Genomic DNA, 11,797 nt, shown 5'->3' with positions numbered 1-11,797 from the left:
AGGCGGTGGAAAACGCGGTCAAGTTTGCCCGCCGCTACACCGGACGCCCCGGAATCATCGTCTTTGAGGGGGCCTACCACGGGCGCACCAACCTGACCATGGCCATGACCAGCAAGTGGGGCCTCTTCAAGAAGGGCTTTGGCCCCTTTGCCCCCGAGGTCTACCGCCTGCCGGTGCCCAACCTTTACCGCACCCCCGAGGGCATGACCGAGGAGGAGTGGGTGGACTGGTGCGGCTGGAACCTCGAGAACGCCCTCACCGCGCACATAGACCCCTCGGCGCTGGCCGCCATCGTGATTGAGCCGGTGATCGGCGAGGGGGGCTTTATACCCGTGCCGCACAAGTTCCTGCGTAAAATCCGCGAGGTCTGCGACGCGGCTGGCGCGGTGATGATTGCCGACGAAATCCAGAGTGGCTCGGGTCGCACCGGCAGGCTCTGGGCCATCGAGCACAGCGGGGTGGTGCCCGACCTGATTATCAGCGCCAAGAGCCTGGGGGCCGGGATGCCCATCAGCGCCGTGACGGGCCGGGCCGAGATTCTGGACGCCCCGCATGTGGGTGGGGTGGGCAGCACCTACGGCGGCAACCCTTTGGCCTGCGTGGCGGCCCTGGAGGCCCTGAAGATACTGACGTCGCCCGGTTTTCTGGATAAGGCCCAGCACATCGAGCGCATGGTGCGCGAGACCTTTGAGCCCCTGAAAGCCGAGATTCCGGTGCTGGGCGACGTGCGCGGGGTGGGGGCCATGATGGTGCTCGAGTTCGTCAAAGACCCCAAGACCAAAGAACCCTGGCAGGAGTTCGCCATGGAGACCATCAAGCTGGCCTCGAGGCGGGGCGTGATTCTGATTCGGGCCGGGCTCTACACCAACTGCATCCGCTTTCTGCCGGCCCTGGACATCCCCGAAGACATGCTCCGCGAGGCGCTTCTGGTGGTGGCGGGGGCCATCCGCGAGACCTACCGGGCCCTGGCGGTCGGGGCCTAGCCGGGCCGGGATTCCGGGCGATGCCCGAAGGCCTTAATCAAGCGCGCCCCTCACCCATGAACCCCCTCGATGACCTACCCGGGGCCATCCGGCAGGCCCACGCACGCCTGCAACCCCACCTGCGCGAGACCCCGCTGGACGATTCGGTGGCCCTTTCGCAGATCACGGGGGCCCGGGTCTGGCTGAAGCTCGAGAACCTTCAGCCGACCGGCTCCTTCAAGGTGCGCGGGGCCCTAAACAGGCTGCTCTTGCTCCCGTCCAAACAGTTACAAAGAGGGGTGGTGGCGGCCAGCAGCGGCAACCACGGGGCTGCGGTGGCCTACGGGCTTCAGAAGCTGGGCGGCAGGGGCCTGGTCTTCGTGCCGGAGGGGGCCAGCAGCACCAAGCTCGAGGCCATCCGGCGCCACGGAGCCGAGGTGCGGGTGTTCGGGAAAAGTGGCGACGATACCGAGCTTTACGCACGTCAGTACGCCGATGCCCACGGCCTGCCCTACATCTCGCCCTACAACGACCCGGAGGTGATTGCCGGCCAGGGCACCATCGGGCTGGAAATCGCCCGGCAGGGGCCGGAGCCCCTGGACGCGCTCTTCGTGACGGTGGGGGGCGGGGGGATGATTGCGGGCATCGCCTCGTACCTCAAGTCGGTCAGCCCGCAGACCAGGGTGGTGGGCTGCCAGCCCGAAAACGATGCGGCCATGTGGGCCTCCATTCAGGCCGGACGCATTGTGTCCATCCGGGCCAAGCCCACCCTTTCCGACGGGAGCGCGGGCGGGGTGGAGCCGGGCGCCATCACCTTTGAGCTTTGCCGGCGCTGGGTGGACCACTGGGTTACGGTCAGCGAGGCGGAAATCCGGCGTGCCATGCAGCTTTTTTTGGAGGTGCAGCACCAGCTTCTGGAAGGGGCTGCGGGGGTTGCGCTGGCCGGCTTCTTGCAGCAGGCCGAGCGTTACCGGGGGCAAAGCGTCGGGGTGGTGATCTGCGGGGCCAACATAAGCCTGCAGACCCTGCGAAAAATCTTGCCGTAGGGCGGTTTGTAAGGTTATCTTGACGGCAAAAAGGAGCCAACCATGCGAATCCTTCTGATACTGGCGGCGGCTTTGGGGCTGGCCTGGGCCCAGGGCACCCTAAACCTCTACACCTGGACCGATTACATAGACCCCAGCATCGTCCGCGACTTTGAAAAGGAGACCGGCCTCAAGGTGCGCATCACCTACTACGAGTCCAACGAGGAGATGCAGGCCAAGCTCCAGGCCGGAGGGGTGAGCCAGTTCGACCTGGTGGTGCCCTCCGACTTCATCGTGCCGGTGCTGATCAAGCTGAACCTCCTGCAACCTTTGGACAAAAGCAAGCTCCCCAACCTTAAAAACCTGGACCCCAAGTTCACCAACCCCCCCTACGACCCCGGCAACCGCTACACCGCGGGCTACCTCTGGGGCACGGTGGGCCTCATGTACCGCACCGACGTGTTCCAGACGCCGCCCGCCTCCTGGAGCGTGCTCTTCGACCCCAGGGCGCAGAAAGGGGCTTTTACCTTTATGGATTCCCCCCGCGAGATGCTGGGCATCGGCCTGCGCTATCTGGGCTTCTCGGTGAACAGCACCGACCCGGCCCAGGTCAAAAAGGTTATAGATGCGATGCTAACCGCCAAGCGGAGCCGCAACTTCAAGGGCTTCCAGGGCGGGGTCTCGGCCACCAAGCTGCTGCTGGCCAACCAGGCCGTGGCGGTGGTGGTCTACAACCAGGACGCCCTGCGGGTGGCCGAGGGCAACCCCCGCTATGGCTTCACCATCCCTAAGGAGGGGAGCACGCTCTTCATAGACAGCATGGCCATTCCGGCCCGCGCCCCCAACCCCGAGGCCGCCCACCGGTTCATCAACTTTATCCTGGACGCCCGCATCGGGGCCCGCCTGGCCGAGTACCAGCAGTCGGCCACCCCCAACGCGGCGGCCAAAAAGCTCCTCAAGCCCGCCCTGCTCAAAAACCCGGCCATCTGGCCCAGCGAGACGCAGATGCGGGTGCTCGAGTTCATCCTCGACCAGGGCCGCAACAACCGCATCCTGGACGAGGCCTGGACCCAGGTCAAGAGCCGCTAGAGCTTTCTATGCGCGAACTTTTGCTGAGCAGCGACCGGCGCTTTGCGGTGGTGCAGTCCGAGCCCTGGATGGCCGAGGCTTTGGAGGCCATCCAGCGGGCCTCCTTTCCCTCGCTCTCGAGGGAAGAGCTCATCACCGCCGAGCATTACCGGGCCCATATGCGGGTGTTCCCGCAGGGCCAGCACGCGGTGGTGGAGCGCGGGACGGGCCGGGTGGTGGCCTGCTCCACCGACTTCCGCACCCGCCTGAACCTCCATCACTTCCAGCACCGCTACATGGAGGCGGTGGGCCACAACTGGCTCTCCACCCACGACCCCCAGGGCGACTGGCTTTACGGGGCCGACATCGGCGTACACCCCGAGTACCGGGGCCTGGGGCTTTCCACCCTGCTCTACACCACCAGGCAGGAGCTGGTAAAGCGCCTGGGCCTGAAAGGGCACGTGGCCGGGGCCATGCCCAAGGGCTACGCCCCCTACCAGCGCGACCTTTACATTGAGCAGTACGTGGCGCGGGTGGTGCGGGGGGAGATGTTCGACCCGGTGCTGTCCATCCAGCTCAGGCGGGGCTACTGCGTCTGGGGGATTATCCCCGACTACCTCGACGACCCCAGCTGTGGCAACTACGGGGTGTTTATCGTCTGGCGCAACCCGGAACTGAAGGAAAATAACCCATGAGCAACCTACTCTTCTACGGCGGTTCGATCCTGAACCCCAAGCGGCAGGCGGGGGCCTACCGCCTCGAGCGCCTCGAGGCCCTCCTCGTCCGGGAGGGCCGCATTGCCGCGGTGGGCCGACTCTCTGACCTCGAGCCGCTGGCCCCGCCGGGCACCCAACGGGTTAATCTGGAAGGGCGCCTCCTGCTCCCCGGCTTCAACGACGCCCACATTCACATCTGGAAGGTGGGGCAGCTCCGCACCTCCCTGCTCGACCTGCGCGGGGTGGAGAGCCTGGCCGAACTCTACCGCCAGGTACAGGCGCGGGCCAGGGCCTTGAAGCCCGGTGAGTGGCTGTGGGGGCGCGGCTGGAACGAGGCCCTGCTGGCCGAGAAGGCCATGCCCTCCAAGGCCGCGCTGGATACGCTGGCCCCCCAGAACCCGGTGCTCCTCACCCGCACCTGCGCCCACATCCACGCGGTGAACTCGCAGGCCCTCAAGCTTGCCGGCATCACCCCGGAAACCCGGGTGGCCGGGGGCGAGATTGACTTTGAGAAGGGCCTCCTCTACGAGAGCGCCTACGGACTGGCCTTCAAGGCCATGGGCGAGCCCAGCCAGGCCCAGTACGAGGCCTGGGTGAAAGCGGGCTGCGAGTACCTGCGCTCGCTGGGCCTCACCAGCGCCACCGACCCCGCCGTAGACCCCCCGCTGTACGCGGCCTACAAAGCCCTGGACGAGCGCGGCGAACTGCCCATCCGGGTCAACCTGCTCTACATCCGCCGCCCGGACGGGGGCACCGAGACCTTCCCCCTACCCGAGAAACACCTTTCAGCCCACCTGCGCTGCGACTCGGTGAAGTTCTTTGCCGATGGGGGGCTCTCGGGGGCCACCGCCGCCATTTCCAGGCCGTACAGAACCCTAAAGCCCCCCCAGTACGGCCTCCTGCGCTTCGAGGAGGAGGAGCTTTTCTCCCTGGCCCTGGAGGCCCACCGGGCCGGCTTCCGCATCGGCACCCACGCCATCGGCGACCGGGCTTTGGATCAGGTTCTGCGGGTCTACGAGCGGCTATACCAGGCTGCGCCCGGCCCCCGGCACCGCCTCGAGCACTTCGGGCTGGCCGGCCCCGAACACCTGGCCAAGGCCCGCGAGCTTGGCATTATCGCGGTGCCCCAGCCGGTGTTTTTGCGCGAGTTGCGGGCCAACTACGAGCGCTACGTGCCCGAGGAGTGGCTCTGCCGCTGCTTCAACCTGCGGGCCCTATTCGAGGCGGGCCTTACGGTGGCCTTCTCCTCGGACGGGCCGGTGGTGCGGCAGGTGGCGCCCTTAGACGGCTTGCAGGCGGCGCTCCTGGAGCCTTTGTGCCCAGGCAACCAGGTCAATCTGGCGCAGGCCCTCTGGGCCTACACGGTGGGCGGGGCCATCGCCCAGGGCGACGAGGACAACCGGGGCAGTCTGGAGGTGGGCCGGTGGGCCGACTTCGTGGTTTTGCAGGGGGATTTGAGCGAGCCCTACAGCCTATCGGTTCACAGCACGCTACTCGGGGGTCTCGCGGACTCGCCCTCGAACCGAGTCCCTCCCGCCCCGTGAGCAGGCGGCCAGAATGCGCTAGCCAAAGCCATCCCCGGGCTGCCGGAAAGGCCAACCCTATAATTCTGACAAGTTGGGAGAGAAACCATGACCTCTACGGCCATTGACCGCAGCAAAGTCAAAGCCCTGATGCGCTCGGAGCAGCAGCTGTTCGCCGAGCGCCACCCCCGGTCGCTGGCGCTCTACCACCGCGCCCAGAACTCGCTTCTGGCCGGGGTGCCCATGCACTGGATGACCCGCTGGCCGGGGGGCTTCCCCCTGTTTGTGGCCGAGGCCAAAGGTGCCACCTTCCGCGATGTGGACGGGCTCGAGTACATAGACCTGTGCCTGGGCGACACCGGGGCCATGACCGGCCACTCGCCCGAGGCGGCCCTGCCGGGCATCATCAAGCAGCTCCACAGGGGCATCACCACCATGCTGCCCTCGGAAAACGCCTTCTGGGTGGCTGAAGAACTCCAGCGGCGCTTTGGCCTCAAATACTGGCAGTTTGCCCTCTCGGCCACCGACGCCAACCGCTTTTCGCTCCGGCTGGCGCGGGCCATCACCGGCAGGCCCAAGGTGCTGGTCTTCCACGGCTGCTACCACGGCACGGTGGACGAGGCCTACGCCTGGCTGGTGGATGGAAAGCCCGCCAGCCGCCCCGGCAACATCGGGCCCCAGGTAGACCCCACCCTGACCACCAAGGTGGTGGAGTGGAACGATGTGGAGGCCCTGGAGGAAGCCCTGCGCCCCGGCGATGTGGCCGCGGTGCTGGCCGAGCCGGTGATGACCAACGTGGGCATCGTGCAGCCTCAGCCGGGCTACCACACCGCCCTGCGCGAACTGACCCGCCGCTATGGCACCCTGCTGATTTTGGACGAAACCCACACCCTCTCGGCGGGGCCGGGGGGCTACACCAAGGCGCACGGTCTGGAGCCCGACCTCTTGACGGTGGGCAAGCCTCTGGGCAGCGGCATTCCCAGCGCGGCCTACGGCTTTACCGAGGAGGTGGGGCGGAAGGCGCAAAGCGTAATCCAGCCCCCCTACGCCGATACCGGGGGCATCGGGGGCACCCTGGCCGCCAACGCCCTCTCGCTGGCGGCCATGCGGGCCACCCTCGAGCACGTCCTGACCGAGGAAGCCTATGCCCGCATGATTGCCCTGGGGGAGCAGCTCGAGGCCGAGGTGCGGGGCGTGATGGAACAGTACCGCCTGCCCTGGCATGTGACCCGGGTCGGCTGCCGGGTGGAGTACCTCTTCCGCCCCAACCCGGCCCAAAACGGCTCCGAGGCCCTGGCCGGCCAGGACCCCGACCTCGACCCCTTCATTCACCTGTTTATGCTGAACCGGGGCATCCTGCTCACCCCCTTCCACAACATGACCCTCATCTCGCCCGAAACCACCCCCGAGCAGGTTCGGCGGCACACCGAGGTCTTCGAAGAAGCGGTGCAGGCCCTTCTGTCGGCCTAGATTTGCCGGGGGCGCCCGCCTCTTCCCCACCCTGGGTTTGTGGCCAAGCCGAGAACAGCAAACAGGCATACAGGCTCAAATAGGGTGGGAGTGGTTGGTCGGGCGGGTTTCCAAACGCCTGTCCCCTACCTCCAAGCCCTTGTGCTGCCTTATCGCGCCCTTCACAGACGTGGCCGCCTATCCGGCCACTGTTCTGTCCAGGGCAACGCTTTCTTATATCGAGTGGCTCTAAACATGTGAAGAGCGCTCAATCTTCTGTAGCCTGCACGGTATTCAAGCAGAGGGCCAACCGGTCGCACAAAAAAAGCACCCCCGGTGGGGGTGCTTGGGTCGAGATGGGGTTTCTCAATCGTCGGCGGCAGAGCCTTTGCCAATGAACTTGACCTCGACCTCCTGGTTCCAGTCCTTGCCGTAGACCGCTTTCAGGATGACGAAGGCAACCACCCCGGTGATGACGGGCACAATGAAGACCAGGACCCACAAGAGGGCATTGGAGAGGCCCAGGTCTACCTTGTATCCGGCCAGGGTGCTCATGATGTAAAACATCAGCATCCCGATCACAAAGCTGGTACGGAAGGGGTGCTGGCTGGGGAGCTCGAGGTAGCGCTGCTTCTCCTTGGAGTAGTCCAGGAAGGGAATCGCCAGTGCCCCCAGAATGATGATGGTGGGCACCAGAATACCCCCCCAGAACTGCGGGCCAAAGGTGGCCCCCAGGAACTCAAAACGCCAGTTGGCCGGGATAATCTGCAAAATCCCGTAAATCCACATGAAGTACCAGTCGGGCTTGACCGGCGGGGTGTTGGCGGTGGGCGGGCCAAAGGCCTGCACCGGGTGGGCCAGGAAAGCGCCGGCGATGAAGGTGGTTACGGCGATGTAAACCAGGAACAGAATGCCCATCATGGCCGCTTGCTGGGGAAAGAGCGGCACCCCCACAATTTTGCCCGGCGCAACCTTTTCGGCGTACTTGGGCTGGGTGTGCTTCTGCTTGATCATGATGGCCAGGTGGGCCCCGATCAGCCCAATCAGGGCCAGGGGCAGCCACAGCACGTGGATGGGGAAAAGCCGGGGGATGGTCTGGGTATTGGTGGGGGAAAGCTCACCGGCAAAGAGAATGTCGGACAAAAGCTTGCCCACCCAGGGGGCTGCGGCCCCAATCTCGTAGCCAATTTTGGTGGCGGTGAGGGCATAGTTGTCGAAGGGCAGGGCATAGCCGGTGAAAGCTGTAACGATGGAGAGCACCAGCAAAAAGACCCCCACAATCCAGTTCAGCTCGCGGGGGTTTTTGTAGGCCCCGGTCAGGTGAATGCGCAGCATGTGCAAGAAGGCCGCGGCAATCATGATGTGGGCGGCCCAGTGGTGCAGCGAGCGTATAACTGCGCCGAAGGGAAGCGAGTCAATGTACAGAATCGAGTAGTAAGCAGCCGGCACTTCCTGTCCACCGGAGAGCGAACCCGAAACCGGGCGGATGGAAGGCTCGTAGTTGAGGGTCAGGAAAATGCCGGTGAGCACCAGGGTGACAAAGGAGAAGAGGGTAATCTCGCCCAAAAAGAACGAGTGATGCACCGGGAAGGCCTTGCGGAAAGCCTTGGCGTAAAGCTTTCCAATAGCCAATCGGTCGTCCAACCACTGATACATAAATCCTCCCTAGACATCGGCCCCAGGCTTGCCCAGGAACTCGCCCGCCACCACCACTTTGCCGCCCTCGACCTTCACGGGGAGCTGAGGAACGGGCGCGGGTACGGGGCCACCGACTACCTTGGCCTGGTTGTAGATGTCGTACCGGCCACCGTGGCAGGGGCACAGCCAGGTATCATTTTGCCACTGGCTCACGGTGCAGCCGAGGTGCTTGCACACCGCCGAGTAGGCCAGCACCCCTTCCGGTGAGGCGTGCTGTTTGGTTTCGGGGCTCATTTTGGCCGGGTCGGCCAGGATGACCATAAGGGTGTTGGTGATCAGGTCTTTCTTGACTACGTTTTCAGGGCTCTTGGGGAAAGCGATGATGAACGGGATTCGCTCGCCCTGGGCGGCCTTCAGGTCTTCCAGGGTGATCTCTTGATCGGCCTTGGGGCCGGTCGCAAAGACCAGGGTGTCGCCCGCGGCCACAGGTTCTTTGCTGGGGATCTTTTCCTCACGCGGCACCAGGCCTGCCCCCACCCACAGCGTGGAAAGCACGGCTGCACCCGCACTTACACCGATGGCGGCCTGCAACACGGCCCGGCGGGTGGCATGAACCTGTGGGTCTTCGGGGTGGTGCTCGTGGTGATGAGCGGTGGCTTCGTGTTCTGCCATGGTCTAGCTCCTAAGGGCTGAGAACGCTACCAGGGAAAGTCGCCCTTCTCGTCCTCAGCCAGAATCTCCTCTTCCATGAAGAATTTTTTGTAGATGGCGATCAAGACTGCCAGAATCAGCATCATCGCACCAAAAACCCCAGCTTGCAGGGTGGAGGCGTTGTAGTAACCGATTTCGGGGTTGTTGGCAAAAACCAGCGACCGCACGAAGAAGCCCGAGAGCACCACCAGCAATATAGAAAGAACCACCCCCGCCACCATGGGCAGGCTGCTGGGCTCGGGTTGGTGCTTGCCCGGGTGCAGTTCGGAGCCCTCGAGCCAGTTGCTCAGGAGCCCAATGAACCCGTAGGTGAACAGAACAACCGCAAACGCAATCAGCCCGATGTTGCCCACCGTAAGATGGGGTACGGCCCCGGCCTCGTGCACGACCCGCATCTGGTTGTTGAGGTAGGCCATCAAGAACAGCGCCGCCGAAAAAACCAGGGCGAAGTAGGGCACTACAGTGTCATTCCGGTACATATAACCCCCGGGGTTTAGCGAGCCGCTTTGAACTCGTCGGGTGTCACGCCGCCGAATTTGTTGCTCCAGCTGTTCTTGACGTAGGTCGCCACGGCGGCCAGCTCTTCGTCGGAGAGCTGGGCAAAAGCAGGCATCCCTCCCTTGCCCTTGAGCAGGATGTTGATGGTGTAAGCCTTATCGGCCACATTCTTGCTGCCGTCCAGGGCCGGGAAGACCCCCGGCAAACCCTTGCCGGTAGGCTGATGGCAGCCTGCACAACTGGCCGCATAGATGGTTTCTCCCTTGGCTTTGAGGGCCGCATCTACCGCGGCCACCGGGCCCCCGTGGTCGCCTCCGTGGGCCCCGGCTTCCTTGGTTGCGGGGGGCTTGGCGACCTCCTCGAGGGCCTTGTTGGTCACGCCGGTAGCGGCAAAGAACAGCCAGACCCCACCCAGGATGGCCGCAGTGGCAATGGCGGCTCCCAACCCAGGGAAACGCTCCCGCGTGGGCTTAATCTCGGGGTCGGCCACCCGCAGGGTCACGTCCAGGGTGCCCGAGACCTCCTTGCCCTCCTCGAGGCCCTGCAACAGCACGCCTGGGGTATTGGCAACCTTGAAGGGTACTTCTTTTACCTCTTTAGCCCCGTTGGTGTAATGGGTGACAATCCGTAGCTGATGCTCCCCGTCGCTCAACGAACGGGTGTCGTAGGTAACTTTGAAAGGGGGTTGGGTGAGCACCTGCACAGGCTCGGTGCCACCATCCAGATAGACTTCGATACGCTCAATCGGCATTGCTCGATTCCTCCTCGCCAGACCTGCTTGGGGGGTCTGGGCACTGTCCCCAAGACTACCAGAAAATAGGGGCGCCGTGCCCCTCTGGGTGAATAGTAGAAATTTTCAATAAGGGCAAATGTCCCTGGCCTCGATTGCAACAGTAAAAAGATTGTGTGGATCGGCGATTGCCTGGATTTATTTTAGAAAAGCCGCTGCTGGCAACCGGCTTTACGCTTCTCCGCGCAGCAGGGCTACGCTCTGGCGCACACCCTCTGCCCCACCCGTGACCTCGAGGGCCACCGTTCCCGTGAACCCCTTTAGCACCGCCCGCACCCAGGCCCAGTCCACCTTCCCCAGGCCACAGGGCAGGTGCTCGTCCCGGCTGCCCTGGTTATCGTGCAGGTGAAGGTGAATCAGGCGGCTGCCCAGCAGACGGTGGTATTCCTGTGCGCCACCGGGGCCGCGCTGAATCAGGGCGTGGCCCACGTCCAGGCAGAACCCGTACTGGGGATGGGCCTCGAGCAGACTCACCAGCTCGGCTGGCGTTTCCAGCAAATCGGATCTGCTCAGGCCAAGGTTTTCCAGGGCTACCGGGATGGCCAGCTCCAGTTGCCCCAGCGCCTCTTGCACTTGCTGATGGGCATGGGCCACTGCCTCGGGCCACCGCAGCGGAATCAGGCCGGTGTGCAGCACCCCACATTCCGCTCCGATTTCGGCCCCGAACTGAATGGCCCGCTGGGTGCGCTCGAGGGAGAGCCGCTGCACCGGCGGCACCAGCGAGGCAATGTTCCAGTCTACAAAAGGCAGATGCAGGCTGAAGCCGACCCCGGCGGCCCGGCCCATCTCGGCCAGCGCCCGGGGTCCCGGCAGCCGGGGATCCATCTCGTGCTGGTCGTAGGCAATTTCCAGAAAAAGCCCTAGCTCTGCGGCCAGGTCAAAGGACCGGCGGTAGTCCAGGCCGGCGGTCAGGGGACTGAAGCCAAGTTTCATAAAAAAGTGGGTGGATTATACCGCGCAAAAGTCGAAGAGGGCGCGTTACGTGGCCAGTGATGGACGGTGCCTCACAAAGGATGTTGGACATTCGCTGGTTTGGGTCGGCGGTTCAAACCTGCATATTGCGCTCTTCACAGACGTGGCCGCCCATCCAGAGAGCCCCCCGGGTTGAGGGAAGCCCGTTTGAATCCTTGGGCACTAAATCGCTTCCTGGGATTGGGGCATAGACCGATGGCCAGCCTGCTGGGTGCGCTTCTGTGCAAGTAGGCATACAAACAACTTTGTACACAAGGTTAGGGTGAGGGCCTGAGGCCGGTGGTGGGTCTACACCCGCCCCCAACCCCTGCGCCCCGCCTCACCTGAAGATGAACACCCCATTCGCCCTGGAACCCGGCAGAAAAATGCGCCCGAAACGCCCACCACAAAAACATTCTGGACAGTCGAGCAGGGAAAATGCCATCAATAGCCTGACTTATGAGCC

General features: G+C 64.1%; 11 protein-coding genes. 6 read left to right on the top strand and 5 right to left on the bottom strand.

What is annotated here, in order from left to right; genetic code table 11:
* The 6 genes from NZN28_RS03620 to NZN28_RS03595 all read left to right on the top strand — a co-directional run.
* The coding region (locus NZN28_RS03620) for an aminotransferase class III-fold pyridoxal phosphate-dependent enzyme (RefSeq protein ID WP_295395410.1) at nt 1–983 on the top strand (983 nt) is incomplete at its 5' end.
* Nucleotides 984–1,039: 56 nt separating this feature from the next.
* Entirely contained in the window at nt 1,040–2,008 is a 969-nt protein-coding gene (locus NZN28_RS03615; RefSeq protein WP_295395409.1) for a threonine/serine dehydratase, read from the top strand.
* Nucleotides 2,009–2,050: 42 nt separating this feature from the next.
* Entirely contained in the window at nt 2,051–3,076 is a 1,026-nt protein-coding gene (locus NZN28_RS03610) for a spermidine/putrescine ABC transporter substrate-binding protein (RefSeq protein WP_295395408.1), read from the top strand.
* 8 nt (nt 3,077–3,084) lie between these two features.
* Complete coding sequence (locus NZN28_RS03605; RefSeq protein ID WP_295395407.1) at nt 3,085–3,750, top strand: GNAT family N-acetyltransferase; 666 nt, start codon at nt 3,085–3,087, stop codon at nt 3,748–3,750.
* Nucleotides 3,747–5,315, top strand: a complete 1,569-nt coding sequence (locus NZN28_RS03600) for an amidohydrolase (RefSeq protein ID WP_295395406.1) — start codon at nt 3,747–3,749, stop codon at nt 5,313–5,315. Before NZN28_RS03605 ends, NZN28_RS03600 begins: the two co-directional genes overlap by 4 nt.
* Nucleotides 5,316–5,402: 87 nt before the next feature.
* Entirely contained in the window at nt 5,403–6,764 is a 1,362-nt protein-coding gene (locus tag NZN28_RS03595; protein ID WP_295395405.1) for an aspartate aminotransferase family protein, read from the top strand.
* A gap of 345 nt (nt 6,765–7,109) precedes the next feature.
* Here the strand turns inward: NZN28_RS03595 and NZN28_RS03590 are convergent, their stop codons facing one another.
* The 5 genes from NZN28_RS03590 to NZN28_RS03570 all read right to left on the bottom strand — a co-directional run bounded on the left by NZN28_RS03590 (nt 7,110) and on the right by NZN28_RS03570 (nt 11,313).
* Nucleotides 7,110–8,399, bottom strand: coding sequence for a cytochrome bc complex cytochrome b subunit (locus NZN28_RS03590; protein ID WP_295395404.1), 1,290 nt, complete (start codon nt 8,397–8,399; stop codon nt 7,110–7,112).
* Between the two features lie 9 nt (nt 8,400–8,408).
* Nucleotides 8,409–9,053 carry a Rieske 2Fe-2S domain-containing protein gene (locus NZN28_RS03585; protein WP_295395403.1) on the bottom strand — a complete coding sequence of 215 codons (645 nt, stop codon included), beginning with the start codon at nt 9,051–9,053 and terminating at the stop codon, nt 8,409–8,411.
* Nucleotides 9,054–9,079: 26 nt separating this feature from the next.
* Nucleotides 9,080–9,571: a cytochrome C gene (locus NZN28_RS03580; RefSeq protein WP_295395402.1), complete on the bottom strand. Its 492-nt coding sequence runs from the start codon at nt 9,569–9,571 to the stop codon at nt 9,080–9,082.
* Nucleotides 9,572–9,585: 14 nt separating this feature from the next.
* A complete protein-coding gene (locus tag NZN28_RS03575) occupies nt 9,586–10,341 on the bottom strand; it encodes a cytochrome c (protein ID WP_295395401.1) in 756 nt (251 codons plus the stop codon).
* A 210-nt stretch (nt 10,342–10,551) separates the two neighbouring features.
* A complete protein-coding gene (locus NZN28_RS03570) occupies nt 10,552–11,313 on the bottom strand; it encodes a sugar phosphate isomerase/epimerase (RefSeq protein WP_295395400.1) in 762 nt (253 codons plus the stop codon).
* Nucleotides 11,314–11,797 lie beyond the last annotated feature (484 nt).

This window comes from Meiothermus sp., assembly GCF_025056915.1.
In the GTDB taxonomy this organism is placed as follows: domain Bacteria; phylum Deinococcota; class Deinococci; order Deinococcales; family Thermaceae; genus Meiothermus.
The sequence above is the reverse complement of the archived record's forward strand: the minus strand, read 5'-3'. Positions and strand labels throughout refer to the sequence as shown.

Bases quoted from the DNA above. Each gene is read 5' to 3' on its own strand.
- NZN28_RS03615 (WP_295395409.1), top strand. From the start codon at position 1,040: ATGAACCCCCTCGATGACCTACCCGGGGCCATCCGGCAGGCCCACGCA.
- NZN28_RS03610 (WP_295395408.1), top strand. From the start codon at position 2,051: ATGCGAATCCTTCTGATACTGGCGGCGGCTTTGGGGCTGGCCTGGGCC.
- NZN28_RS03605 (WP_295395407.1), top strand. From the start codon at position 3,085: ATGCGCGAACTTTTGCTGAGCAGCGACCGGCGCTTTGCGGTGGTGCAG.
- NZN28_RS03600 (WP_295395406.1), top strand. From the start codon at position 3,747: ATGAGCAACCTACTCTTCTACGGCGGTTCGATCCTGAACCCCAAGCGG.
- NZN28_RS03595 (WP_295395405.1), top strand. From the start codon at position 5,403: ATGACCTCTACGGCCATTGACCGCAGCAAAGTCAAAGCCCTGATGCGC.
- NZN28_RS03590 (WP_295395404.1), bottom strand. From the start codon at position 8,399: ATGTATCAGTGGTTGGACGACCGATTGGCTATTGGAAAGCTTTACGCC.
- NZN28_RS03585 (WP_295395403.1), bottom strand. From the start codon at position 9,053: ATGGCAGAACACGAAGCCACCGCTCATCACCACGAGCACCACCCCGAA.
- NZN28_RS03580 (WP_295395402.1), bottom strand. From the start codon at position 9,571: ATGTACCGGAATGACACTGTAGTGCCCTACTTCGCCCTGGTTTTTTCG.
- NZN28_RS03575 (WP_295395401.1), bottom strand. From the start codon at position 10,341: ATGCCGATTGAGCGTATCGAAGTCTATCTGGATGGTGGCACCGAGCCT.
- NZN28_RS03570 (WP_295395400.1), bottom strand. From the start codon at position 11,313: ATGAAACTTGGCTTCAGTCCCCTGACCGCCGGCCTGGACTACCGCCGG.